The sequence below is a fragment of the Shimia sp. genome (genome assembly GCF_965227725.1).
GTDB lineage: Bacteria > Pseudomonadota > Alphaproteobacteria > Rhodobacterales > Rhodobacteraceae > Shimia.
The window spans coordinates 280043-304305 of the sequence record NZ_CBDDGH010000005.1 but is presented as its reverse complement, the minus strand read 5'-3'; the positions used below and the strand labels follow the sequence as shown (position 1 = coordinate 304305).

Here is a 24263-nt window from a genome sequence, read left to right as displayed (position 1 = left end):
GTTAAATATAAGGCAAGCTGTTTTTATGAGCCGTGATTTCCTGCAAGAAAAACAAAGACAAAGGGCCCCATCAAAGAAGGCTTTGGAGACCCGGACACGGATCTTTGACGCAGCGGAAAGGGTGTTCTCGCGCCATGGTTACGATGCGGCATCGATTCGCGATATCGCCGCTGAGGCGGGGGTTCAGGGCGCGCTGGTGAACCACCATGGCGGCAGTAAGGAAGAGCTGTTCTGGCGGGTGGTGGCGCGCCGTGCCGACATTCTGAACGCCGCACGGACCGAAGCGCTTGAGGCCTGCAAATCCCAAGATGGGGTCACACTCAACGCCGCGCTCACCTGTTATTTTGAGCCATATCTGTCCCGGGCAGACTGCGGCGATGTGCAGTGGCTGGCCTATGCGCGGCTGGTGGCGATTGTCTCCTCTGACACCCGCTGGCAAGAGCTGGCTTCGGTGTGTTTTGACCCCACCGCCATGCAGTTTGTGGAAGAAATCGCAGCGCTCTACCCGCCTCAGGCCCGGGCCGCAGTGGCCACCGGATTTGTCTATTCCGTTGCCGGAATGCTGGCGCTTTTGACCGCGCAATGGCGGATGGAGGCGCTTGGTGACAGCCGCAAAGATGCCAAAAGCCGCCTGAGTGAGCTGGTGACCTTCTGCGCGGCAGGTATAGAGGCCAGTGCGGCACAGGCACGGTGACCGGAAAGACCGCCTTTGCAAAAAAATCGAATGCGCGCTTTTGCAACTCTGCCTGCAGGCCTATAGTTGCAAAAACAATCGCGCAGAGCAGCAGAGCAGATGGCAAAAAAGCCTTTGAAATCACAGAGATTCAACATCGTTGTTGTGGGGCAGAACGGGCGCTTGCAATATGAGGCGGCGCTGTTTGCGGCCTCGCTGCGCGCCAAGTCCCCCAATTTTGCCGGCCGCCTGTTTGTGGCTGAGCCGCAGCCCGGGCCACGCTGGGAGAAAGACGTGCGCATCGGCAACCCGCAGGTGCGCGAGCTGCTGGAAGAGCTGGAAGCAGAAATCCTGCCGTTTGAAAGCCGCGCCTTTGGCGAGGACTATCCTTATGGCAATAAGATCGAACTGCTGAGCGCGCTGCCTGAAGGGGAGCCCTTTGTCTTCTTTGACAGTGACACGCTGATCCTTGATGACATCACCAAAGTGCCGTTCGATTTTGAGCGCCCTTCCGCAAGCCTGCGGGTGGAAGGCACATGGCCGGAGCCGCCGCTCTATGGGCCGGGCTACAACGGGATTTGGAAAGCGCTCTATGACCGCTTCGGGCTCGACTTTGAAAGCTCCCTCGATCTGAGCCAGCCAGACGAGTACTGGCGGCGCTATCTCTATTTCAACGCCGGGTTCTTCTACTACAAATGCCCCAAGATGTTTGGCGCGCGCTTTCTGAAATATGCCACCAGCATTCAGAACGACCCGCCGGACGCACTGGCCTCCCAGACATTGCGGCCCTGGCTCGATCAGATTGCGCTGCCGCTGGTGATCCATGGGCTTGGTGGCGGGCGGGATGCGCTGCCTGAGGGGCTGCTTGATGGGTCGGTGAGCTGTCACTACCGGCTGATGCCACTGCTTTATGCGCGGGAGGCCGATCATGTGGTCGCAGCACTTGAGGAGATTGCCGCCCCCAACCGGATCAAGAAGGTGCTGAAACAATATGAGCCCTTCAAGCGGATGATCTATCAAAAGCGCGGGCATAAAGCGCGGGCGCTGTTTGATCGCGAACACCTGCCGCGACGCGAACAAGCCATACGTAACACGCTGAAAAAGAACGGTTATTGGCTGCGCTAATCCTGCCCCGAGACAGACGACGGGGCCAGCTAGCATTTCTGGTTCTAAAAGCTTTTGGTGCGACCCAGGCCGCCAAGATTATGTTCTCTATTTTGGCGCTTTTCAGCGACATGATCCAAGCGCGCACAGCTATAGAGAACAACCCTTCTAAATTCTTGATGCACAGCCATTTTTTCCCTGGGTTGAATGGACTTCATCACAAAGTTGTGCGTTGTTCTGTTGCGCGGTAGCCGACAGCCCCCTATCACTTTGGCAAGACTTTTTAGGGAGAGACAACATGACCGACGGACCCACCTACGGTTTTGACACATTGCAAATTCATGCGGGCGCGCGGCCGGATCCGGCGACCGGCGCACGCCAGACACCGATTTATCAGTCCACCGCCTATGTGTTTCGCGATGCAGAACACGCCGCCGCGCTCTTCAACCTGCAGGAAGTGGGCTATATCTACTCCCGCCTGACCAACCCGACCGTGGCGGTTCTGCAAGAGCGCATTGCCACGCTTGAAGGGGGCGTTGGTGCGGTTTGCTGTTCTTCGGGTCACGCAGCACAGATCATGGCGCTGTTCCCGCTGATGCAGCCGGGCTGCAATGTGGTGGCTTCCAACCGTCTTTATGGCGGCACGGTCACCCAGTTCAGCCAGACCATCAAACGCTTTGGCTGGTCCGCGAAATTTGTCGACACCGATGATCTGGACGCGGTGAAAGCCGCCGTGGATGAGAACACCCGCGCGGTGTTCTGTGAATCTGTGGCCAACCCCGGCGGCTATATCAGCGACATCGAAGCGCTCGCGGCAATCGCGGATGAGGCAGGTGTGCCGCTGATCGTCGACAACACCTCGGCCACACCGTACCTCTGTAACCCGATCAGCCTTGGCGCCACATTGGTTGTGCACTCCACCACCAAATATCTGACCGGCAACGGCACCGTCACCGGTGGCTGCATTGTGGACAGCGGCAAGTTTGACTGGTCCGCCAGCGACAAATTCCCCTCCATGAGCCAGCCGGAACCGGCTTATCACGGACTGAAGTTCCACGAGACCTTTGGCCCGCTGGCCTTCACCTTCCACGGCATTGCGGTGGGGCTGCGTGATCTGGGTATGACCATGAACCCGCAGGCGGCGCATTACACGTTGATGGGCATTGAAACCCTCAGCCTGCGCATGGAGCGCCATGTGCAAAACGCCAAGGAAATCGCGGGCTGGCTCGAGACCCATGAGCTGGTGGATTATGTGACCTACGCCGGGCTTGAGAGCTCGCCTTACCATGATCGTGTGGAGCGGATTTGCCCGAAAGGCGCTGGTGGCCTGTTCACCGTGGCGCTCAAGGGCGGCTATGCCGCCTGTGTGAAATTTGTGGAGAACCTTGAGATCTTCTCTCATGTGGCCAACCTCGGCGATGCGCGCAGCCTTGTGATCCACTCCGCCTCCACCACCCACCGCCAGCTGACACCAGAGCAGCAGGAAGCGGCGGGAGCCGGGCCAAATGTGGTGCGGATTTCCATCGGCATCGAAGCGGCGGCAGACCTGATTGCCGATCTCGACCAAGCGCTGAGAAAGGCGCATGGCTAAGCCTGCGCGCCCGATCTGACGACAGCTTTTCAAAACGCCCCGCGCAAACCCGCCGGGGCGTTTTTTCTATGGCGATGGAACTTTGGCTCAAAAGGCAGGCATCAAGGGGCGGATCACACCAAGTGTTTGCTTCCCCTTCGGCGATAACTTGCTATAAATTCGGCAATTCCGCAGGAACACGGGCATCCTGCACATCACCATGTTAGGGCTGTTCCATGACTCCGGATCTTGCGCTCACCCTGTCTTATCAAGGCATTAGCCTCCTCACCCGCGTTCAAGGCGGCTGGCATCTTCTGGGGGAGGTGTCGCTGGAGTCTGACGATCTCACGGCCAAACTTGCCGAGCTGCGCGAGATGGCGACCGCTTTGGGCGGCGTGGGGTTTCAGACGATGCTGGTGCTGCCCAATGACCAGATCAAATATCTGGACCTGCCTGCCGGAGAGATGAGCGAGAGCCGTCGCCGGATGCAGACCGAAGAGGTGCTGGCGAGCGCCACGCCTTACCGTGCCGATCAGCTGATGTTTGATGTGTCGCTGCAAAGGGACACGCCGCAAGTGGCGGCTGTGGCGCGCGAGACCCTGGCCGAGGCGGAGGCCTTTGCCACGGAGCATGATTTCAATCCGGTGTGTTTCACGGCGATCCCGCCTGCGGAGAGCTTTGCCGGAGCACCGGATTTTGGCCTGACCGAAGCGGCACAGCGCGCGGGCCTGCAGGTGGCGGCTGATCGCAACGCGATTGAGGTGGTCGGGTCCGGCCCCCTGCCCGTCACCGAGGCGCCTGCGGCTGACAGCGCTGCCCCTGAGAGCCTCCCGGAAGAGATCGCGGTGGAAGCGGAACCAGAGCTGCCGGAAGCCGCACCCGAGGAGCCCGTTGTTGAAGCGCCAGCCGAGGTGGCTGTGGAGGCACCTGCGGAAGTTGAGGTCTCTGCACCTGACGATGTGGCCACAGATCAGGACACTGACAACAGCGCTTCGCCTTCAGAAACAACGCCAGAGGCTCCAGCAGGTTTTGCCTCTGTGCGCGCGCATCGGGATGCGCCGGACGCCGCGCCCAAACGCGCCTTGGGTGGTGCCACCCGCGATGTGACCGGCACCAATGCCCCCAGCATCCCCGTACCCCGTGACAGCGATGCGACCGCCATCCGGTTTGATCCGGCCAAAGCGGTGGCCGGGCTGACCGCAGAGCGCGGTGAAGAGGATGCCCCTGATCTGATGCGTGATGCAGACAGCGGTGGCGACACCAGCACCTTCGCCAGCGCGCGCAACAAGACCAAAGTGGCTGGCCCTGCGCCAAAGACGCCGCGCAATGATCCCAAGCCGCGCCGCAACAAGAAACAGGCCTCCAAACCGGCAAGTGCAGACCAACAGAACCTCACAATGTTTGGCGCGCGCAAAGGCGAAGTGGGCGGCAAACCGCGTCATCTTGGGCTGATCCTGACCACGCTGCTGCTTGTCTTTATGGGGCTTGTGGCGCTCTGGGCGTCGCTGTTTCTGGAAAACGGCATTGCCGGGCTGATCGGGCGCGAACAGGCCGTTGAGGTTGCGACAGCACCTTCGTCTGAAAGCGGTGAGCCTGAAGAGACGCCGGTTTTGGCCGAAGACGCGACAGACACTGACGCGCTGCCTGCGGCGGAAGAGGTGATTGCGATCACTGTTCCGGACGGGCTGACACCTGATGGGACAAATGGCACGCAAACCGCGCTGCTGGAGCCCCTGCCCCCTGAAGACCTCGCCCCAGAAGAACTGGCAGAGAGCGTTGAGGACGGCGGCGAAGCGGCCCCCATCGTCGCGCAAGCCCCGGCGCTGACACCTGAAGAAGCTGAGGCGCGTTATGCGGTGACCGGCATTTGGCAGCTGGCGCCGGAGCCTCTGGCCGAACTGACCGAAGACAGCAGCGACACAATCTATGTGGCCTCTATTGACCGCCTGACATTTGGCTTGGACGCGGTGGCGCTGCCGGGAGTGGACGCCCTGACCACAGATGAGGTGCTGCCGACACAGGTCAATCCGCTGTCGGCCAGCGTGGCCTTTGACGTGGACGCGCGCGGTTTGGTGGTGGCCACACGTGAAGGCGCGCTGAATGCCGAAGGTGTGATGGTCTATGCCGGGCGGCCGCCTGTGGTGCCTGCGGCCTATCCCAAACGGATCATTGTGGCAGATGCCCTGCGCCTGCAAAGCGATGCGCGGCTGGCGAGCGTTCGGCCGAAACTGCGGCCAAGTGATCTGCTGGAGCAGAACGAGCGCGCCACCTTTGGCGGTCTGTCGCGCGCAGAACTCGCCAGCATTCGCCCGCAGTTGCGCCCGGAAAGCGCGCAAGACGTGGGTGTCGCGGATCGTGCCCCGACCCAATACGCGGTGACAGCCTCCCTGCGCCCACGGCAGAAGCCTGCCAATATTGCCCAACTGGCCGCCCGCGCGACGCAGAATGAGGCGGAAACGGCGACGCCGGTTGCCGCCGCGCCGCCCACCGCCACCGTGGTGCCGACCATTCCGTCGACCGCCTCTGTGGCGCGTCAGGCCACCATCAACAACGCAATCAACCTGAGAAAAACCAGCCTGATCGGGGTCTATGGCACCTCGTCAAACCGTCGCGCCTTGGTGCGCTTGCCAAGCGGGCGCTACAAGAAGGTGCAGGTGGGGGACCGGATCGACGGCGGCAAAGTGGCGGCGATTGGCGAAGATGAGCTGCGCTATGTCAAAAGTGGCCGCAACCTCGTGCTGAAGATGCCGAAAGACGGCTGAACCCTTCTGACAGCGCGGCGCCGAAGCGCAAAAGGAAAAAGCGCCGCCCGCATATCTGCGGAACGGCGCTCCCCTCCCTCCCGGACTTCGCCGGATCTCGTGACCGCGGCTGTTATTCGGCCGCCTGAATTTCCCCGTTGTTGATCTGCTCCTGTTCGATGGATTCAAACAGCGCTTTGAAGTTGCCCTCGCCAAAGCCATCGTCACCCTTGCGCTGGATGAACTCAAAGAAGATCGGGCCGATCACGGTTTTGGAGAAAATCTGCAGCAGGATCTTGGTCTCACCACCATTCACCACACCTTCGCCGTCAATCAGGATGCCGTGTTTCTTCATGCGGTCCAGCGGCTCTTCGTGGTCCGCCACGCGGGTTTTTGACAGCTCATAGTAAGCATCATTAGGCCCCGGCATGAACTTGATGCCTTTTTCGGCAATCGCATCGGTGGAGGCGTAGATGTCGTCGCTGCCCACCGCGATGTGCTGAATGCCTTCGCCGTTGTATTTCTTCAGATAGCTCACGATCTGGCCGGTTTCGCCGCGGTCCTCATTGATTGGAATGCGGATCTTGCCGCAAGGCGATGTGAGCGCGCGGGAGAACAGGCCGGTGAACTTGCCCTCGATGTCAAAGAAGCGGATTTCGCGGAAGTTGAAGAGATCGCCGTAGAACTTGAACCACTTGTCCATGTTGCCTTTGAAGACGTTGTGGGTCAGGTGATCAAGGTAGAAGAAACCATCGCCCTCCGGCTTGGAGGTCACCAGCCAGTCAAATTCTTCGTTGAACGGCGAGCTGTCATAATACTGGTCGGTGAAATAGATCAGCGAGCCGCCAATGCCTTTGATCGCGGGCCAGTTCAGGGTTTTGTCATCCGCGTCATAAGGCTCAGCACCTTTGGAGACCGCATGCTCATAGGCCTGCTGCGCATCGACAACACGCCAGCCCATAGACGGCGCACAGGGGCCGTGCTCTTCCACAAAGCGCGCGGCAAAGCTGCCGGGCTCCATGTTGAGGATGTAGGTCACATCGCCCTGCTGCCACAGCTCAACCGCTTTGGTCTTGTGATTGGCCACATGGGTGTACCCCATTTTGGCAAAGAGCGTGCGCAGCTCCTCCGGCTCGGGGTGGGCGAATTCGACAAATTCAAATCCGTCGGTGCCTGCCGGGTTGTAATCGGAAATCTCTGCGCGCGGTGCATCGTGGGGGAATGGGCCCATGGTGCGTCTCCTCCTTTGGTAAGCCAAATGGCATTTGCCTGTTCACATTCAAAAATAAGGCGCAATTGCCGCGTAAACACCGCAAAGTGACGTGCAATATTTACATTCAGCGCGTAGAATCCTCTTAGACACCAAAATCCATGCAAGAATTCCGCATATGCTTGATGACACAGACATGCGCCTGCTCACCGCGTTGCAGCGCAACGCCCATCTCACTGCGCAGGAGCTGGGCGACATCCTGAACCTGTCGCCAAGCCAGGCCGGGCGGCGACGTCAGCGGCTGGAGGCAGAAGGCTATATTGAGGGCTATATCGCGCGGCTGAGTGCGGGCCATCTTGGGCTGTCGGTGCAGGCCTTTGTGCAGGTACAGCTTGGCACCCACGGACCAGAGCAATCGCAGAGCTTTGCCACGCTGATCAGCACCCGCCCCGAAATTGTCAGCGCTTGGACATTGACCGGCGATGCGGACTATCTTTTGCGTGCCTATTGCGAAGACCTGACAGCGCTTAACCGTTTGATACACGAAGTGTTGTTACCGCATCCCGCAGTGAGCCGTGTGCAAAGCCAGATCGTGATGGATCAGCTCAAACGCGACGCCCCGTTGCCAACCTAACCCAAGCAGAAAGGCCCGGACGACCAGAATGGAAGAAGCCCTCTACACAGCCACTATTTTTCTGATGACCACGGTGATTGCCGTGCCGATTTCCGCACGGCTGGGGCTGGGGTCGGTGCTCGGCTATCTCGCTGCGGGCATTCTCATTGGCCCGATCTTCGGGCTGGTGGGCACCCATGAGGCGGATGAGCTGTTGCATTACGCCGAGTTCGGCGTGGTCATGATGCTGTTTATCATCGGGCTTGAGCTGGACCCGCGCGCGCTTTGGGCGATGCGCGACAAGCTTGTTGGCTTGGGCGGCTTGCAGGTGGGGCTTACCGGGCTGGCCGTGTTTGCCCTTGCCGTGGCGCTGGACCGGCCCATCAATGTAGCGATTGCCTGCGGCATGATCTTTGCCCTCTCCTCCACGGCAATTGTGCTGCAAACCCTGACAGAAAAAGGCCTGATGCAGACCGGTGGCGGACGGTCGACCTTTGCGGTGCTTCTGACGCAGGACATTGCGGTGATCCCGATGCTCATCATCCTGCCGCTGCTGGCGGGTGCCGCGGTGCCGCAGGTGATGGCAGATGGCTCTATTTCGGTGGGCGCGCATGGCCATGAAGACGCTGCACATGGGTTGTCTCTTGTGGATGGTCTCCCCGGATGGGGCATCGCGCTGGTGACGCTGGGTGTGGTGGCGGCCATTGTCATTGGCGGGCGCTATCTGACCCGGCCTGTGTTCCGCTTTATCCATGCGGCGCATCTGCCGGAGATGTACACGGCGCTGGCCCTATTGATTGTGGTCGGTATTGCCTTCCTCATGCATCTGGTCGGCCTGTCCCCCGCGCTTGGCACCTTTCTCGCAGGGGTGCTGCTGGCAAACTCCGAGTTCCGGCACGAGCTGGAGAGCGACATAGCCCCCTTCAAGGGCCTGCTGCTCGGGCTGTTCTTCATTACGGTCGGTGCTCAGATTGATCTGGATGTGTTTATTGCCGCGCCCGGTGACATCCTTGGGCTGACGCTTGCGGTGATGGCGCTGAAAGCCATGGTGCTCTATGGCATCGGCCGCGCCTTTGGCCTGCGTCACCGCGCGCTGTGGCTGTTTACGCTTGGGCTGGCGCAGGCGGGGGAATTTGGCTTTGTACTGATCACCACCGCCATGGGGCAAAATGTGCTGCCGCCTGCACTGGCGGAGCGTCTGTTGCTGATTGTCGCGCTGAGCATGCTGATCACGCCGCTGCTGTTCATCCTTTACGATCAGATCTCCAAACGCTTTGGCGACAAGGAAGAAGAGCGGCAGGAGCCTGACACGATTGACCGCACCGGGCCGGTGATCATTGCTGGCATTGGCCGGTTTGGGCAGATCGTAAACCGCCTTGTCCGCGCCTCGGGCTTTGAGACGGTTGTGCTGGATCACAACATTCAGACCATCGAAACCATGCGCCATTTTGGCGTCAAAGGGTTCTTTGGTGATCCGACCCGCCCTGAGATGCTGCATGCCGCCGGGCTGAAAGAGGCAAGTGTGCTGGTGGTGGCGCTGGATGATCCGGCAGCGGCCATCAAGCTCACGCATTATGCGCGGCGCGAACGCCCTGATCTGCACATCATCGCGCGCGCCAACAACCGCGGCACGGTCTATCAGCTCTATAATGCCGGGGCGAATGACATTGTGCGGGAGATGTTTGACAGCTCGCTGCGCGCAGGCCGCTATGTGCTGGAAAACATTGGTCTCAGCGAATATGAGGCCGCCCGCGCGGAACAGGCGTTTTACAAACACGACCGCTATGCGGTGCAGGAGCTTGCACAGGTCTGGCGCGAAGGTGTGCCAAGCGCGCAGAATGCCGAATATATCAAGCGCGCCAAAGAGTTGGAAAGCGAACTTGAGGCGGTGCTCCTCGCGCAGCTTCAGGAGAAACCAAGCGAGGAAGCCTGATCAAGGGGCGCTGGATCAGCCGTCTGTCACACCCGCTTCAGCAAAGGTGGCCATGCCCGAGTGGCAGGCCACCGCCGCTTTCAGGATGTTGATAGCCACAGCCGCGCCGGAGCCTTCGCCCAGACGCATGTTGAGGCTCAGGATCGGCTCTTTGCCGAGCTGCGCAAGCACCGCGCCATGGGCCGCTTCGGCGCTGACGTGGCCAGAGATCACGTGATCCAATGCGCCCTCTTGCGCATCCGCCAGCGTGGCCGCAGCCGCAGAGGCAATGAAGCCATCCAGGATCACCGGAACGCGCAGGCTGCGCGCGCGCGCAATCGCGCCGACCATGCCTGCCAGCTCACGCCCGCCCAGACAGCGCAGCGCCTCAAGACCTTTGGGTGTGCCATTCGCGGCCACGCCTTCGCGCACCACGCGGGCTTTGTTGGCCAGACCTGCATCATCCACACCGGTGCCACGGCCCACCCAATCCTCAGAGGTGCCGCCAAAGAGCGCGTGGGAAATCGCCGCGCCACTGGTGGTGTTGCCAATGCCCATTTCACCCACAACCAGCAGATCGGTGCCCTCTTTGACCGCAGACCAACCTGCCTGCAGCGCGGCCACCACTTCGGCTTCGCTCATGGCGGGGCCTTGGGTGAAGTCTGCCGTAGGCGTGTCCAGATCCAGCGCAATCACATCCAGATCGGCACCGGCGGCACGGCTCAATTGGTTGATGGCAGCGCCGCCATGCTGAAAGTTCAGCACCATCTGTTCGGTGACTTCCGCCGGAAAGGCAGACACCCCCTGCGCGGTCACACCGTGGTTGCCCGCAAAGATGATCACCTGTGGTGCCTCGATGGAGGGACGCGGATTGCCGCGCCAGCCCGCATACCAGATCGCCATATCCTCAAGGCGTCCGAGCGCGCCGGGAGGCTTGGTCAGCTGGCCGTTGCGGGCCTCAGCTTCGCCCATGGCTTGCTGATCCACGCCGGGGGCCTGCGCCAAAAGCGATTGAAACGCGGCGAGAGTGGAAAATTCTGCGGACATCGGCGGGGCTCCTGTTGAATTCTTATCGTCAGCACTGTTTAGCTCATTGCCAGCCCCCGGCAATACAGGAAAAGACGCAGACATGCCTGCTACCGACACGTCACCCTTTCGCCCCCGCGATATCAACACCGCGATTGCACTTTTGACGCGATTGCCGGTGCGCGCTGATTTCAGCCGGGGCGCCCGCGCCGCATGGGCCTACGGGCTGGCCGGCGCTGTGCTCGCGCTTCTGGCAGCGCTGCCTACCGCCGCCGCGCTGCTGATTGGCCTTCCGCCTGTGTTGGCGGCAATCATCTGGCTCACCGCGATGATCGTGATGAGCGGCGCGATGCATGAAGACGGCTTGGCGGACACGGCAGATGGTTTCTGGGGCGGCTGGGATCCGGCACGTCGGCTGGAGATCATGAAGGACAGCCGCATCGGCGCCTACGGCGTGATTGCACTCTGCCTGTCGATTGCCGCGCGCTGGGGCGCGGTGACGCTGTTGCTGGAGGCGGATGTCTGGCTCTTTGGGCTGTTGGCGATTGCCATGCTCTCGCGCAGCACCATGGTGCTGGTGATGACCGCCCTGCCCCATGCGCGTGCAAACGGGCTGAGCCATTCTCAGGGACGCGCGCCACGAGGCGGTGCGATCACCGGCTTTGCGCTGGCTGCAGTGGTGGCATTTGGCTGCGCCGGTATTCCCGGCGTGGTGATGGGGGGCGTGGCCTTTGTGATGGCAGCGCTGTGTTCCGCAACCGCCAAGGTCAAGATCGGCGGGCAAACCGGCGATGTTCTGGGCGCGACGCAGCAGGTCACCGAAATTGCGCTTCTGTTCACATTGGTGGCGGCCGCGCAGTTTGATTGGCCGGTCTGACCGCGCGATCTAGCGTTCTGGGCAGGCCTCGCGCGGGCCTGCCTATGCCCCGCGCGTCTTGATGTGCACGATGCTGCCGCAGTGTTTGCAGTGGATGGCATCCGGGTCATGACGCATCAGACCACAGGTCTGGCAGGTAAAATTGACCTTTTCGGGCTGAAAAATCGCCTGCGCGAGCCGCACGAACAGGGTCACCCCCACAACCATGACAAAGACAGAGAAGAGCTTGCCCAGCGGCGTGGCAAGCGTGATGTCGCCGTAGCCCGTGGTTGAGAGCGTGGCGACCGTGAAATAGAGCGCGTCGACATAGGGCGTGTCGGTCACGGTTTCATCAATGAAGAACGCCCGTGTGGTCGCCGCCGCCAGCATCACAAAGACAAAGAGGTTGATGCCCGCCGCCATGGCGTCTTCGTGTTTGCGAAACCAGCCGCTGCCCCGGCGCAGGTCATAGAGCAGATGGTAAGACTGGATCAGGCGCAGACCGCGTAGCACCCAGAGGAAAGCGAGGTTTCCGGCCACAAAAAGATCGAGAAACAGGCTGGCGATCACCACGATGTCTGCCAGCGTGTAAATGCGTGTGAGCAGAAACCAGCGGTCTTCAGACACCCAGAGCCGCGCCAGAAGTTCCAGTAGAATCGCAGCCCCCGCCACCCGGCTGAGCACCGTCAGCGCAAAGCCATACTCAAAGTTCACGGTCAGGAAAAAGAACAGCACCGTGAGCGCGTCAAAGATGACCAGCCCGTAGCGAAACCGCACAGCTCCCGGCGTGTGCGCGGTATATAGCCCGGTCAGAAACTTTTTCAGATCGCGCATCTCTGTCTCCTGGACTGGCGGAACCTAAGGTCAGGTATCACAGGCAAGACCCTGTATAAAAATAAAAAAGACCGCACCAAAGTGCAGTCTTTTTCTGAAAGATATGGGGCGCTGGCCTTATGCGGCGCGCGACACCAATACGTCGTCGACCTGCTTGGCTGCGGCGACTTCATCACCACCGGCCACAGCGGCCACTTCGCGGGTCAGACGCTCCAGCGCGGCTTCATAAAGCTGACGCTCGGAATAGCTCTGCTCACGCTGATCATCGGTGCGGTGCAGGTCACGCACCACCTCGGCAATTGCGATCAGATCACCGGAGTTGATCTTCTGTTCGTATTCCTGCGCGCGGCGCGACCACATGGCGCGTTTGACCTTGGCTTTGCCCTTCAGGGTCTTCATCGCCTGATCAATCACGTCAGGGGAGCTCAGACCGCGCATGCCAAAATGGGTGGCTTTGTTGGTCGGAACCCGCAGGGTCATCTTGTCTTTCTCAAACGAGATCACGAAAAGCTCCAGCTGCATGCCTGCAACTTCCTGCTCTTCGATGGAAATGATCTGCCCAACACCATGTGCGGGATAAACAACATAGTCGTTCGGGCTGAACTCGTTCTTCTTGGCTTTGCTCATGCAGTGCTTCCTTTGTGGGCCCCCAGTCCTGCCAGACAAAAAATTTCGCTCGGGAAAGGCGCTTTCCCGAAACGGAATGTCCTCTGGTAGAAAAAGCCACCCTCAGCAAATGCGGGGATGGCTCTCAGGCAGTTATGTCCTCTGTGAAGGATATATAACACAAAAAACGGACCCTTTAAAGCGCAGCCCGCTGAAAAAGGTGTTTTGCGTAGCGTCTTCAGAGCGTTACGCTCTTTTTAGGCCGGAGCGGCGATCCCAATATGCACAGGGCAGACCGAATCGCCTCGACACCGATAGCTTAACCGCCTTCGCCCGGTGCTTCGGAGAAATATTTCTCCAATTTGCCGGTCTCGCCGTCTTTTTCTTCGTGACCGGGCAGCGGATCTTTCTTGGTGATAATCACTGGCCAGATTTCAGAATACTTGCGGTTGAACTCAACCCATTTTTCCATATCCGGCTCCGTGTCCGGACGGATGGCGTCCGCCGGGCATTCCGGTTCGCACACACCACAGTCGATGCATTCGTCCGGGTGGATCACCAGCGTGTTCTCACCTTCGTAAAAACAATCTACCGGGCATACCTCTACGCAGTCCGTATATTTGCATGCGATGCAATTGTCGGTCACAACATAGGTCATTTTGGGTTAGCTCACTTATCGTCAGATCACGTGCCTGACTAAATCAGCACGACTTAATCTTCAAGGCGGGAAGATATCATAAGATCGAGATTGCGGCGATCCTTCTTGGTGGGACGCCCTTTTCCGTCTGAACCCGGTGCCTTTGGAACAGGTTTCTCTTCCGGGGTCAGATCTTCGTATAATGTTTGCGCCTCAGGTGCGGGACCGCGCCGTTCCCCAAGCGCTGCCACCTTCACCACACGCACACGCCGCGCCTGTGGGAAGGTCAGCACGTCACCAATGCTCACCGCATGGCTCGCTTTGGCAACTTTCTGGCCGTTCACCCGCAGATGCCCGCCGGTGACAAGTTTGGCCGACAGGCCGCGGGTCTTAAAGAACCGCGCCTGCCAGAGCCATTTGTCGACCCGCAGTTTTGGGGACGGCCCGCTCACGCGTCAGTCCTTGGACTTCAGCCCCATAAGCGCTGCGGCAAAGGGGTTGTCCGGATCAATCGCCTTCTCCTTTTTGGGAGGACGGGATTGGAACTGTTTGGGGCCATTGTCGCGACGTGGGCCTTTGCCTTTTGGCTTGCCACCTTTGCCGCGCGGTTTGTCACCGCCCTGCGTGTCATTGCGGCGCTTGTTGCCGCCTTGAGCATTGCCACCGCGACGCTGGCCACCACGGTTGCCACCCTGACGACCGGCCCAGGTGAAGGTGTAAAACACTTCCACCTCAGGCGCTTGTGCTTCCGCATCAGCCGCTGTCTCGGTCTCAGCGTCCTGCGCAGGCGCCTCTTCAGCCGCAGCTTCTGTTTCCGGCGCTTCCACAACAGCCACTTCAGCGGCAGCCTCAACGGCTGCGTCTTCGGCAGGCGCTTCTGCAGGTACCTCAGCAGCGGCTTCCTCTGCCGGTGCTTCGCTGGCGTCAGCTTCGGCTGCTGGCGCAGCTTCTGGCGCGGCCTTCACCTTCTCACGCTCACCTTTTTCCGCAGCATAGCCCAGACCCTGCATCAGGTCGGCAAACTGCTCAAGCGTCATGCCGGTGATCGAGAGCATGTCAGCTTTGGCTTCAAAGCCGCCACGGCTGTCTTCGGCGCGCAGCATATCTGCCAGACGCTCCAGCATATCAATGCGGATCGCGCGTTCGCCAGCGGCACGGTAGCCCGCCATGGCGTGATAGCCACGCGGCAGGCTGGTGCCCGATGGCACGGTCACAAGACCCGGAGGCGGTGCTTCGGGGAATTCCTGCAGGCCTTGCGCCAAGGACCACAGCACCAAACGCAAACGGGTTGGCGCGGGCTTCAGCAGCAGCGGCATGAAGATGGTGAACTGACCAAAGCGGATGCCGTGCTTGCGCAGCGCGCCACGGGCGTCCTGATCCAGCTCTTTGACTTCGGTGGCCACGTCACCGCGCGGGATGATGCCCAGCGCTTCGACCATGCGGAACGCAAACCCACGGGCCAGACCGGTCAGCTCTTCGTCGCGGCTGAGGTTCAACAGCGGTTCAAACAGCGCGGCGATCTTGCGATCGATGAAGTGCTGCAGGCGGCGCTCAACCTTCTGAGCAACCTCGGCACCGGCCTCGTCATCCACAAACACGGAAATACCGGGCTTGAGCGGATCGTCACCGGCCACCAACTTACCGACAGCCTGTTCGCCCCACATGAGGCCACCCTGCTCGGTGAAGTCGATTTCCGTATCCGGCGCGTTATAGAAGCGGTCTGCGCGCAGATGGAACTGCGGCGCGAGGGCTTGCAAGCTCGCCTGTTTCAGCGTCTTGGCTTCCTGCCCGCTGGCTTCTTTGTCCGCGATGAAACGGAACCCTTCAAGACGACCGACGAATTCTCCTTCGACGGTCACCTCACCCTTGTCATTCACTTCGGCCAAAAGGGCCTCCTTCTGCTTGAGCCGGCGCAAAAGCACTGACGTGCGCCGATCCACAAATCTCTGCGTCAAACGCTCGTGTAAAGCATCCGACAGGCGATCTTCTACCGCGCGCGTTTCGCCACGCCAATGATTTTCATCACTCACCCAGTTATTGCGCTGTGCGACATAAGTCCACGTCCGTATAAACGCCAATCGTTTTGACAGTGCGTCAATGTCGCCATCGGTGCGATCCAGCCGTTTGACCTGTCGCGCCATCCAGTCATCCGGCACCCGTCCGCTCTCATGCAGGAAGCCGAAGATTCGCTCGATCATCTGAGCGTGTTCGGCGTGGCTGATGCCGCGGAAATCCGGAATGCGGCAGACGTCCCACAGCAGGCGAACGGATTTGCCGTCGCTGGCGCGGGCCTGAACTTCGGCTTCTGCCGCCACGGTTTTCAGCGCCCGGAGATCATCGGCCTCCCGCGCTTTCATCAAAAGCGGATCATCCGGCGCTTCTTCAAGCGAGCGGATCAGCGCGTCCACCTTGCCAAACTCCAGCCGCGCATTGCGCCAGTTGAGTTTCTGCACCGGGGTGAAGCGGTGATCCATGATCGCCTCAGCCACCCCTTCGTCCAGAGGTGGCGCTTCGCCGGTCACCCCAAATGTGCCGTGGCTCATACCCCGCCCTGCCCGTCCGGCAATCTGTGCAAGCTCGTTTGGCGCCAAAGGGCGCATCCGGCGACCGTCAAATTTGGTGGTGGAGGCAAAGGCCACATGGTCGATATCGAGATTGAGGCCCATGCCGATGGCATCGGTCGCCACCAGATAATCCACATCGCCGTTCTGATAGAGCGCCACCTGCGCGTTGCGCGTGCGCGGGCTGAGCGCGCCCATCACCACCGCCGCCCCGCCTTTCTGACGGCGGATCAGCTCGGCAATGGCATAGACGCTATCGACGGAAAACCCGACAATCGCAGAGCGCGGCTGCATCCGGCTGATCTTGCGGCTGCCGGAATAGCTGAGCGTGGACATGCGCTCGCGCCGCATAAACTGCGCCTCAGGCACCAGCTCCGCAATGGTGCCGCGCATGGTGTCACTGCCCAGAAACAGGGTTTCCTGCGTGCCGCGCATCCGCAGCAGCCGGTCGGTGAAGACATGCCCGCGCTCCGGATCGGCGCAGAGCTGGATTTCGTCAATCGCCACAAAATCCGCACCAAGGCCTTCCGGCATCGCCTCAACCGTGGCCACCCAATATTGGGCACGCGGCGGCACGATGCGCTCTTCGCCGGTGACCAGCGCCACCACGGAGGGCCCACGCGCGGCCACGATCCGGTCATAGACCTCCCGTGCCAGCAGGCGCAGAGGCAAGCCGATCACGCCTGTGCGATAGCCCAACATGCGCTCGATCGCATAATGCGTCTTGCCCGTGTTGGTGGGACCCAACACTGCGGTGATCCGCCGATCTGCGGCCATATCTTTGCCTAGCTCTTGGTCGTGGTCGTCTGATCTTGCTTAGAGCGATTTGCCGCGCACCTGCGGCTCGAGTCGCTCCAAGGCCTCTGTTAGGCCTGCCTGATGGGGATGTATAGCCTTGACCTGCAGATAGGCCTCATAGGCGTCTTCCGGCTTGCCCATCTGATCCAGCATTACCGCCAGCCCCATGATCGCATCAAAATGCTGCGGATTGAGAGCCAGAACATGCTCCAGATCGCTGATCGCAGGCCCGTAAAGATCCAGCGCATAGAAGGTGCGCGCGCGCTCGGCCCAGCCCTGGGCGAATTCCGGCGCATGATCTGTCAGCGCTGTCGCATGGGCCAGAGCCGCCTGCAGATCCTCAACCTCGATGGCTTTGCGGGTGCGGCGCAGCAAATAATCGGCACTGGCGGAGCCTGAGGCATCCCAGATGTGGCGGATTTGTCCCGCCAGACGGTCTGCCTCGCCGGGGTCGGCATCCGCCAAGGCAGCCAGCAAAGCGCCCACATCCTGCGTGTCCGCCGCCTGCTGGGCAGCGCTTTCAGCCGCGTCCTGCGCCTGTGCCGGCCCTGCGGCAATCACGGGTTGCAAAATCCCCATTGCGATAGGAATTGCCGCGACGATAAGTTTGAGACGACTCGGTAAGTTGACCATAACGTAAATTATTGTAGCCCTTGCACATGTGATTCCCAAGATGTGCACAACAAAGTGAAGGATCAAGCAGATGAGCGATATCGTAACTGCCGCAGTGACCGCCCTGACCGAAAAACTCGGTGGTGAGAGCTTTGACGGCTCCGCCAAATTTGCCATCGAAGGCGAAGGCGCCATCATCATCGACGCGGACGGCGTGCGCGCAGGCGACGAAGACGCTGATGTGACCATGACCGCGGATGTGGAAACATTCCAGGCCATCCTCGAAGGTGAGTTGAACCCAACCGCCGCTTTCATGTCCGGCAAGCTGGCGATTGACGGCGACATGGGTGCCGCCATGAAACTGGGCGGCGTTCTGTCCTGATGAGTTTGCAGCGCGCCCCATTTTATCATGACGTTGCCGAAGGCTCTGAGGCACATGCCTATTGGGTCAAAGCAGAAGACGGGGTGCGCTTGCGCTTTGCCCATTGGCAGCGCGAAGCGGCCGCTGGCCCGACCAAGGGCACGGTGTTGCTGTTTCCCGGCCGCACCGAATATGTGGAAAAATATGGCCGCGCGGCCGCAGATTTTGGCGCGCGCGGTTATGAAATGATCGCCATTGACTGGCGCGGTCAGGGTCTGGCCGATCGCCTGATCAAAAATCCGATCGCCGGATATGTTGGCCACTTTGATGATTTTCAACGCGACGTCGCCGCCGTGATGGCAGCTGTCGCGGCGCTGGATCTTCCCAAACCCTATCATTTGGTCGGCCACTCCATGGGCGGCTGCATCGGGCTGCGCGCGATCTATGACGGCTTGCCGGTGAAGTCGGCGGTCTTCTCCGGACCGATGTGGGGCATTCATCTTTCCCCCACCATGCGCCCAACCGCTTGGGTCACCAGCGCGCTCTCCAAAGTCTTTGGCTTTGACCAGATGATTTCACCGGGCACCAGCGACACAACCTACGTGCTGGACCAAGATTTTGACGGCAACGCTTTGACCAAGGACGCGGGCATGTATGCCTATATGCAGCGCCAGATGACGGATCATCCCGACCTCTCACTGGCCGGCCCCAGCCTGCGCTGGGTCTATGAGGCGCTGATGGAATGCCGCAAGCTTGAGAAAAAAGCCTCTCCTGACACGCCGTGCCTCACCTTCCTTGGGGCGGATGAGCAGATCGTGGACACCAGCGCCATTCACGACCGCATGCGCCGCTGGCCCAACGGCACGCTGGATATCGTACCTGCCGGAGAACACGAGGTGTTGATGGAAGTGCCGGAAAGCCGCAATCGCATCTTTGATGACTGCGCCGCCTTCTTTGCCGAACACAGCTAAGCGCCAGCCAGCCTTTTCTCATTCGCAAAATATCCCGGGGTGAATGGCACAGCTTGCTGTGACAGAGGGGCTGGCCCCTCTCACTTTGCGGGCGTCGTAAACGCGCGCCCATCGCTGCTGCCCCTTGAACCTCCCCCGCCGCTCTGCCTATCTGAGCGACAACAGTTATTCACAACACAAGGTGCTTTCATGCTGAACCTTCCGTTTCCCGTCCGTGATGCCAATGCGTCTTCTGGCACGCAAGAATTCGGCGACCTGCCCGAATGGGATCTGAGCGATCTTTACGCGGGGGACGACGCGCCGGAGCTGATAGCGGATCTGGAGTGGCTTGAGGGCGAATGCGCCGCCTTTGCCGCCGATTATGAGGGCAAGCTTGCCGGGCTTTCCGCGACTGACCTGCTCACCTGTGTGCAGCGCAACGAGAAAATCTCTCAGATCTCCGGCCGCATCATGTCTTATGCGGGTCTGCGCTACTATCAGCTGACCACCGATGCAGAACGCGCGCAGTTCATGGCGAATATGCAGGAGAAGCTGACCAATTTCTCCACGCCTCTGGTGTTCTTTACGCTGGAACTGAACCGGATCGAAGATGACACGCTGGCCGCAGCCTTTGCAGAAAACGAAGAGCTGGCGCGCTATGAACCGGTCTTCCGCCGCATTCGCGCAATGAAGCCGCACCAGCTCTCTGATGAGTTGGAGAAATTCCTGCACGATCTGGGTGTTGTCGGCGACGCTTGGGAGCGCCTGTTTGACGAAACCATTGCCGGTCTGACCTTTGACGTGCTTGGCGAAGAGTACAACATCGAAGGCACGCTGAACTTCCTGACCGATCCGGATCGCCAAAAGCGGGAAGCCGCAGCGCATGAATTGGCGCGGGTTTTCAACGACAACATCAAGATTTTCTCCCGCGTGCACAACACTGCCGCCAAGGAAAAGGAAGTGCTCGACCGTTGGCGCAACATGCCAAGCGCGCAGACAGGCCGTCACCTCTCCAATGATGTGGAACCCGAGGTGGTTGAAGCGCTGCGCGACGCGGTCGTGGCCGCCTACCCCAAACTCAGCCACCGCTATTATGAGCTGAAGCGCAAATGGCTGGGTCTGGACCGCATGCAGGTCTGGGACCGCAACGCGCCGCTGCCGATGGAAGATCCCTCCACCGTGGATTGGGCCACTGCGCAGAAAACCGTGATGGACGCCTATAACGCCTTTGATCCGCGCATGGGCGAGATTGCAGAGCCGTTCTTCACCAAAGGCTGGATTGATGCGGGCGTGAAGCCGGGCAAGGCACCGGGGGCTTTTGCGCATCCCACCGTGACCAGCGTGCACCCCTATGTGATGCTGAACTATCTGGGCAAACCGCGCGACGTGATGACGCTGGCGCATGAGCTGGGCCACGGCGTGCATCAGGTGCTCGCGGCGGAACAGGGCGAGATGCTCTCCTCCACCCCGCTGACACTGGCGGAGACCGCCTCTGTCTTTGGCGAAATGCTGACCTTCCGCGCGATGCTGGATAAGGCCGAAACCCAGGAGCAGCGCAAGATCCTGCTGGCGGGCAAGGTTGAGGACATGATCAACACGGTTGTGCGCCAGATTGCCTTCTATGACTTTGAATGCAAACTGCACGCCGCCCGTCGTGAAAGCGAGCTGACCCCGGAAGACATCAATGCGATCTGGATGTCGGTGCAGGCGGAAAGCCTCGGCGAAGCCTTCGACTTCATGGAAGGTTATGAGACCTTCTGGGCCTATATCCCGCACTTCGTGCATTCGCCCTTCTATGTCTACGCCTACGCCTTTGGTGACGGCCTCGTAAACGCGCTCTATGCGGTTTACGCGGAAGGGGACGAAGGCTTTGAGGACAAGTATTTTGACATGCTCAAGGCAGGTGGCTCCAAACATCACAAAGAACTGCTGGCGCCTTTCGGTCTGGATGCCTCTGATCCCAAGTTCTGGGACAAGGGCCTGTCGATGATTTCGTCCATGATCGACGAGCTGGAAGCGATGGAGTGAGAAGCGGCCCGGTCCCCGACCGGCAAACCGTCCAGTGGACGGTTTGAGCTTCGAACGGGCAGAGCCCCAATACTGACTGGGGTACATCCCTAATTCACGCTGAGAAACCGGAGCCCCTGCTCCGGTTTTTTTTCGTTTCAGACCGCCGCCAAAATCGTGCTGACAATCAGGTCTTTCATGCTGTTCATCAGGTGTTTGACCCGCGCGCGCGCGATGCCCTTGGCGGATATAGCCAAGAGTTCTGCGTTGTCGGCTTTCATCTTCATCAGGAACTTCAGCTCAAACTCGGAGAGCTTCCCTTCCGCAAAGAGCTTTGCATAGCGGCGGATGTCTTCCTCGGACTCTTTCACAAAGGCTTTCAAATCCCGTTCCGCCTCATTGGCAAAGGTCTTGGCGGCGTTTTTGACCAGGTCCGCCAATCCGTCCTGGATCGCGTCTAATATCGCGTCTGTGTCCATGATCTCTCTCCTTGCCCGCGGGCGTTACTGTTCGATGTCGGCGCAAGCGGTGGCTTGGCCTTTGTTCGCTTCCAAACAGATCAGGCGGTCAAAGCTGAAGGTGATGTTCTTTTTGAACTCAGTGATGAATGCACTGTCTGCACTCACGCCGCCGGGGAACTCTGTGCGCCAAGCGGTGAGAAAACCGCCCACCAGATTGCCATCGGGATCGCGCAATTTATCCCAGATATCAGCGGCTTCTTCGTTGTTCTCAATGCCGTTGGCAAACTCATAAGCCACGTCCATATCCAGCAACAACGCCTCAGCGGCCGCCCGATTGGCGCTGTAGCTGCCGTTGGCTTTGCTCACCAGTTTGAGCGTTTTGGCCTTGGCCTCGGTGGCGTAGGTGTAGGCTTGCAGCGAATAATCAGCGTAATTGGTGCAAGCGGCGAGAAGTAAGGCAAGCGCAAAAAGCGCGGCCTTTTTGGGGAAATAAAACAGAAACATACCCAAAATCCCATAAACAAATAAGGGACATGGTACACTGCCGCGCGCGTTTCACCAAATCTGCATCAGCAAAGCGATGCCGAGCCGCAAGCGGTCGCGTGCCTCAGAACACCCCAAGCGCCAGTCCGGCAGAAAGCGCGGCGCCAAGGTCAGCGCAGGGGGCCAGCTCCGCCTCGGAAAGAGTTTTCTCAGCCAGGATCGCCTCCGGCGTCTGCGCATGGGTGCAGACAATCAGCGCGGGCTGCACCTCCTTGAGCCGCCAGCCCGTGGCAATGCGTGCCAGTTGCCGCGCGGCACCTGCGCCGTCTGATCCGGCACAAATCATCTGCGCATAAGGCCGCCCCTCGATCTGCCCCAGAACTGGGTAGTAGCACCGATCAAAGAACTCCTTCATTGCGCCCGAGAGCGTTGCGAGGTTTTCCGGCGCGCAAAAGAGATAGCCCGTGGCGGCCAACAGATCTTCCGGCTGGGCGTCTTCTGCCCGCAGCAAATGCGCTGCGCCCTCCGCCTGCGCGGCGGCAAAGGCGGCTTCGGCCATCTGACGACTGCCGCCGGTGCGGGAGTGATAGACAATCAGCAAGCTCATCAGAGAGGTCTCACTTCAACTGGCTGTCTTTGGAGCCGCGCCGGTTGATGCCGCCACGGGCCTGATAGGCGCTGTCGCGCTCCTGCTGACATTCAATGCAGAGCTTCACGCCGGGTCGCGCGAGGCGGCGTGCTTCGGGGATTTCTTCCTCGCATTCCGCGCAGAACCTGAGGCTCTCGCCCACCGGCTGACGCTGCGCCTGAAGACGGGCCAGCTCATCGTTGATGCTGGCCTCGATCTGTTCGCTCACCGCGCCATCTTTTGCCCAACCACCAGCCATGTGATCCTCCTTTGCCCTTCCCCCAATCTAAGCACACCACCGGCAAGGGGCAACGCCCCGCCCCGACGTAAAGCTTTGAGACTGCCCCCTTTCCGGCCTAGGCTCTGCACAAGACAAGGGTGCATCGGGGGAGAACATATGCGCACATTCGGCAAATGGCTGGGCAGGCTGCTTTTGACTTTGGTTGTGGCGGTGGCTGCGTTTTTGATCGTGGCTCCGGGGCATGTGGAAAGATCCCGCAACGCGATCACCAGCGAGGGCGGTTTTCCGGTCAGCGATGTTGCGCGCAGATTGCACGGTGATCTCATCATTGGCGACTGGCATGCTGACACGCTGCTCTGGAAACGCGATGTTCTGGACCGCGCGGATCGCGGCCATGTGGACCTGCCTCGCCTGATTGAGGGCAATGTGGCGCTGCAGGTGTTCACCGCAGTGACCAAATCTCCGGCCGGGCAAAACTATGAGGAAAACTCGGCAGATGCGCGCGATAACATCACGCTGTTGGCAGTTGGCCAGCTCTGGCCTGCGCGCACCTGGGATTCGATCTTTGAGCGCGCGGTCTATCAGGCGGAGCGCCTGCAAAAGGCGGAGGCAGCATCTGGTGGGCAACTGCGCATCCTGCGCAGCAGCGCCGACATCGACGCGCTGCTTGCGGACCGCGACGCGGGGCAGACGGTTGTTGGCGGTATGCTGGGCATCGAAGGGGCGCACCCGCTGGAGGGCGATATCGCCAACCTGCAAAGACTGCAGGACGAAGGCTACCGCGTGATTGGCCTGCAGCACTTCTTTGACAACGCGCTGGGTGGCTCCCTGCACGGGATTGGCAACAAAGGGCTGACCGATTTTGGCCGCGAGGTGGTCAGCGCCATCACAGAGCGCAATCTGGTGCTTGATCTCGCCCATTCCAGCCCGAAAGTGGCAGAAGAGGTCATCGCGCTGACCGACATTCCCCTGATCGTCAGCCACACCGGTATTTACGGAAATTGCCCCGTGAAGCGGAACTATGAAGACACGCTGATGCAGGCGATCGTGGCCAATGGCGCGGCGGATGGCGGCGGCGTTGTGGGGATCGGCTATTGGGCAGATGTGACCTGCGATGACAGCCCTGCCGGGGTGGCCAAAACCGTGAAAGCAGCGGTGGACCTGCTTGGAGAAGACCACGTGTCGCTGGGCTCAGATTATGACGGTTCGGTCGCCACGGCTTTTGACACATCCCAACTCGTCGCGCTGACCCACGCGCTGATTGAGGTAGGTCTGAGCGAAGCACAAATCCGCAAGGTCATGGGGGAGAATATGCTGCGCGTGCTCAAGGCGCGGCTGGGCTGACAGACTTTTTAACGCAACAAAAAAGGGCGGCCTCT

At 60.2% G+C, this 24263-nt stretch carries 23 protein-coding genes; 11 read left to right on the top strand and 12 right to left on the bottom strand.

Features of this window, described 5'->3' with window-relative positions:
• Positions 1-82: 82 nt before the first annotated feature.
• The 4 genes from ACO07T_RS11765 to ACO07T_RS11750 all read left to right on the top strand — a co-directional run bounded on the left by ACO07T_RS11765 (position 83) and on the right by ACO07T_RS11750 (position 6109).
• A complete protein-coding gene (locus ACO07T_RS11765; RefSeq protein ID WP_422049570.1) occupies positions 83-694 on the top strand; it encodes a TetR/AcrR family transcriptional regulator in 612 nt (203 codons plus the stop codon).
• Positions 695-793: 99 nt separating this feature from the next.
• Positions 794-1798 (top strand): hypothetical protein, encoded by a 1005-nt coding sequence (locus ACO07T_RS11760; protein WP_422049569.1) that lies wholly within the window; start codon positions 794-796, stop codon positions 1796-1798.
• Between the two features lie 277 nt (positions 1799-2075).
• Positions 2076-3368 carry an O-acetylhomoserine aminocarboxypropyltransferase/cysteine synthase family protein gene (locus ACO07T_RS11755; RefSeq protein ID WP_209060646.1) on the top strand — a complete coding sequence of 431 codons (1293 nt, stop codon included), beginning with the start codon at positions 2076-2078 and terminating at the stop codon, positions 3366-3368.
• A gap of 215 nt (positions 3369-3583) precedes the next feature.
• The gene (locus ACO07T_RS11750) at positions 3584-6109 is read left to right on the top strand and encodes a hypothetical protein (RefSeq protein ID WP_422049568.1); all 2526 of its coding nucleotides are present in this window, start codon (positions 3584-3586) and stop codon (positions 6107-6109) included.
• Positions 6110-6221: 112 nt separating this feature from the next.
• Here the strand turns inward: ACO07T_RS11750 and hppD are convergent, their stop codons facing one another.
• Positions 6222-7319: a 4-hydroxyphenylpyruvate dioxygenase gene (hppD, locus tag ACO07T_RS11745; RefSeq protein ID WP_422049567.1), complete on the bottom strand. Its 1098-nt coding sequence runs from the start codon at positions 7317-7319 to the stop codon at positions 6222-6224.
• A 157-nt stretch (positions 7320-7476) separates the two neighbouring features.
• Here hppD and ACO07T_RS11740 point away from each other — a divergent pair, with 157 nt between their 5' ends.
• Together ACO07T_RS11740 and ACO07T_RS11735 are read left to right on the top strand one after the other, a co-directional pair.
• Entirely contained in the window at positions 7477-7932 is a 456-nt protein-coding gene (locus ACO07T_RS11740; RefSeq protein ID WP_209078114.1) for an Lrp/AsnC family transcriptional regulator, read from the top strand.
• A 28-nt stretch (positions 7933-7960) separates the two neighbouring features.
• Positions 7961-9844 carry a cation:proton antiporter gene (locus tag ACO07T_RS11735; RefSeq protein ID WP_209078113.1) on the top strand — a complete coding sequence of 628 codons (1884 nt, stop codon included), beginning with the start codon at positions 7961-7963 and terminating at the stop codon, positions 9842-9844.
• A gap of 15 nt (positions 9845-9859) precedes the next feature.
• On the opposite strand, the gene cobT is transcribed toward ACO07T_RS11735, so the two are convergent.
• On the bottom strand, positions 9860-10870 hold the full coding sequence (gene cobT, locus ACO07T_RS11730) for a nicotinate-nucleotide--dimethylbenzimidazole phosphoribosyltransferase (RefSeq protein WP_422049566.1): 1011 nt from the start codon (positions 10868-10870) through the stop codon (positions 9860-9862).
• An 82-nt stretch (positions 10871-10952) separates the two neighbouring features.
• Here cobT and cobS point away from each other — a divergent pair, with 82 nt between their 5' ends.
• Entirely contained in the window at positions 10953-11726 is a 774-nt protein-coding gene (gene cobS / locus ACO07T_RS11725; RefSeq protein ID WP_422049565.1) for an adenosylcobinamide-GDP ribazoletransferase, read from the top strand.
• Between the two features lie 42 nt (positions 11727-11768).
• On the opposite strand, the gene ACO07T_RS11720 is transcribed toward cobS, so the two are convergent.
• From ACO07T_RS11720 to ACO07T_RS11695, 6 genes are all read right to left on the bottom strand, one after another.
• A complete protein-coding gene (locus ACO07T_RS11720; protein ID WP_209083640.1) occupies positions 11769-12539 on the bottom strand; it encodes a potassium channel family protein in 771 nt (256 codons plus the stop codon).
• Between the two features lie 117 nt (positions 12540-12656).
• Positions 12657-13166, bottom strand: coding sequence for a CarD family transcriptional regulator (locus ACO07T_RS11715; protein ID WP_209060663.1), 510 nt, complete (start codon positions 13164-13166; stop codon positions 12657-12659).
• Between the two features lie 298 nt (positions 13167-13464).
• Positions 13465-13803, bottom strand: coding sequence for a ferredoxin FdxA (gene fdxA, locus ACO07T_RS11710; RefSeq protein ID WP_209060666.1), 339 nt, complete (start codon positions 13801-13803; stop codon positions 13465-13467).
• Positions 13804-13856: 53 nt separating this feature from the next.
• Positions 13857-14234 (bottom strand): RNA-binding S4 domain-containing protein, encoded by a 378-nt coding sequence (locus ACO07T_RS11705; protein WP_422049564.1) that lies wholly within the window; start codon positions 14232-14234, stop codon positions 13857-13859.
• 3 nt (positions 14235-14237) lie between these two features.
• Positions 14238-17120, bottom strand: coding sequence for a helicase-related protein (locus ACO07T_RS11700; protein WP_422049563.1), 2883 nt, complete (start codon positions 17118-17120; stop codon positions 14238-14240).
• A gap of 39 nt (positions 17121-17159) precedes the next feature.
• On the bottom strand, positions 17160-17720 hold the full coding sequence (locus ACO07T_RS11695; RefSeq protein WP_422049562.1) for a tetratricopeptide repeat protein: 561 nt from the start codon (positions 17718-17720) through the stop codon (positions 17160-17162).
• Positions 17721-17844: 124 nt separating this feature from the next.
• Here ACO07T_RS11695 and ACO07T_RS11690 point away from each other — a divergent pair, with 124 nt between their 5' ends.
• From ACO07T_RS11690 to ACO07T_RS11680, 3 genes are all read left to right on the top strand, one after another.
• Positions 17845-18135, top strand: a complete 291-nt coding sequence (locus ACO07T_RS11690) for an SCP2 sterol-binding domain-containing protein (RefSeq protein WP_209060674.1) — start codon at positions 17845-17847, stop codon at positions 18133-18135.
• Positions 18135-19085 (top strand): alpha/beta hydrolase, encoded by a 951-nt coding sequence (locus tag ACO07T_RS11685; RefSeq protein WP_422049561.1) that lies wholly within the window; start codon positions 18135-18137, stop codon positions 19083-19085. The genes ACO07T_RS11690 and ACO07T_RS11685 overlap by 1 nt, the downstream gene beginning before the upstream one ends.
• Positions 19086-19274: 189 nt before the next feature.
• Positions 19275-21092, top strand: coding sequence for a M3 family oligoendopeptidase (locus tag ACO07T_RS11680; RefSeq protein WP_422049560.1), 1818 nt, complete (start codon positions 19275-19277; stop codon positions 21090-21092).
• 137 nt (positions 21093-21229) lie between these two features.
• Here ACO07T_RS11680 and ACO07T_RS11675 read toward each other — a convergent pair whose 3' ends face one another.
• The 4 genes from ACO07T_RS11675 to ACO07T_RS11660 form a co-directional block, all read right to left on the bottom strand.
• Complete coding sequence (locus tag ACO07T_RS11675) at positions 21230-21550, bottom strand: hypothetical protein (protein WP_209060677.1); 321 nt, start codon at positions 21548-21550, stop codon at positions 21230-21232.
• A gap of 24 nt (positions 21551-21574) precedes the next feature.
• The gene (locus tag ACO07T_RS11670) at positions 21575-22036 is read right to left on the bottom strand and encodes a hypothetical protein (RefSeq protein ID WP_422049559.1); all 462 of its coding nucleotides are present in this window, start codon (positions 22034-22036) and stop codon (positions 21575-21577) included.
• Positions 22037-22139: 103 nt separating this feature from the next.
• Complete coding sequence (locus tag ACO07T_RS11665; protein WP_422050501.1) at positions 22140-22625, bottom strand: flavodoxin family protein; 486 nt, start codon at positions 22623-22625, stop codon at positions 22140-22142.
• A 7-nt stretch (positions 22626-22632) separates the two neighbouring features.
• On the bottom strand, positions 22633-22902 hold the full coding sequence (locus ACO07T_RS11660) for a DksA/TraR family C4-type zinc finger protein (RefSeq protein WP_209060680.1): 270 nt from the start codon (positions 22900-22902) through the stop codon (positions 22633-22635).
• A 138-nt stretch (positions 22903-23040) separates the two neighbouring features.
• Between ACO07T_RS11660 and ACO07T_RS11655 the strand changes: the two genes are divergently transcribed.
• On the top strand, positions 23041-24228 hold the full coding sequence (locus ACO07T_RS11655) for a dipeptidase (protein ID WP_422049558.1): 1188 nt from the start codon (positions 23041-23043) through the stop codon (positions 24226-24228).
• Positions 24229-24263 lie beyond the last annotated feature (35 nt).

Coding starts and splice junctions, on each gene's coding strand:
- ACO07T_RS11760 (WP_422049569.1), top strand. CDS start 794: ATGGCAAAAAAGCCTTTGAAATCACAGAGATTCAACATCGTTGTTGTG.
- ACO07T_RS11755 (WP_209060646.1), top strand. CDS start 2,076: ATGACCGACGGACCCACCTACGGTTTTGACACATTGCAAATTCATGCG.
- ACO07T_RS11750 (WP_422049568.1), top strand. CDS start 3,584: ATGACTCCGGATCTTGCGCTCACCCTGTCTTATCAAGGCATTAGCCTC.
- hppD (WP_422049567.1), bottom strand. CDS start 7,319: ATGGGCCCATTCCCCCACGATGCACCGCGCGCAGAGATTTCCGATTAC.
- ACO07T_RS11740 (WP_209078114.1), top strand. CDS start 7,477: ATGCTTGATGACACAGACATGCGCCTGCTCACCGCGTTGCAGCGCAAC.
- ACO07T_RS11735 (WP_209078113.1), top strand. CDS start 7,961: ATGGAAGAAGCCCTCTACACAGCCACTATTTTTCTGATGACCACGGTG.
- cobT (WP_422049566.1), bottom strand. CDS start 10,870: ATGTCCGCAGAATTTTCCACTCTCGCCGCGTTTCAATCGCTTTTGGCG.
- cobS (WP_422049565.1), top strand. CDS start 10,953: ATGCCTGCTACCGACACGTCACCCTTTCGCCCCCGCGATATCAACACC.
- ACO07T_RS11720 (WP_209083640.1), bottom strand. CDS start 12,539: ATGCGCGATCTGAAAAAGTTTCTGACCGGGCTATATACCGCGCACACG.
- ACO07T_RS11715 (WP_209060663.1), bottom strand. CDS start 13,166: ATGAGCAAAGCCAAGAAGAACGAGTTCAGCCCGAACGACTATGTTGTT.
- fdxA (WP_209060666.1), bottom strand. CDS start 13,803: ATGACCTATGTTGTGACCGACAATTGCATCGCATGCAAATATACGGAC.
- ACO07T_RS11700 (WP_422049563.1), bottom strand. CDS start 17,120: ATGGCCGCAGATCGGCGGATCACCGCAGTGTTGGGTCCCACCAACACG.
- ACO07T_RS11695 (WP_422049562.1), bottom strand. CDS start 17,720: ATGGGGATTTTGCAACCCGTGATTGCCGCAGGGCCGGCACAGGCGCAG.
- ACO07T_RS11690 (WP_209060674.1), top strand. CDS start 17,845: ATGAGCGATATCGTAACTGCCGCAGTGACCGCCCTGACCGAAAAACTC.
- ACO07T_RS11685 (WP_422049561.1), top strand. CDS start 18,135: ATGAGTTTGCAGCGCGCCCCATTTTATCATGACGTTGCCGAAGGCTCT.
- ACO07T_RS11680 (WP_422049560.1), top strand. CDS start 19,275: ATGCTGAACCTTCCGTTTCCCGTCCGTGATGCCAATGCGTCTTCTGGC.
- ACO07T_RS11675 (WP_209060677.1), bottom strand. CDS start 21,550: ATGGACACAGACGCGATATTAGACGCGATCCAGGACGGATTGGCGGAC.
- ACO07T_RS11670 (WP_422049559.1), bottom strand. CDS start 22,036: ATGTTTCTGTTTTATTTCCCCAAAAAGGCCGCGCTTTTTGCGCTTGCC.
- ACO07T_RS11660 (WP_209060680.1), bottom strand. CDS start 22,902: ATGGCTGGTGGTTGGGCAAAAGATGGCGCGGTGAGCGAACAGATCGAG.
- ACO07T_RS11655 (WP_422049558.1), top strand. CDS start 23,041: ATGCGCACATTCGGCAAATGGCTGGGCAGGCTGCTTTTGACTTTGGTT.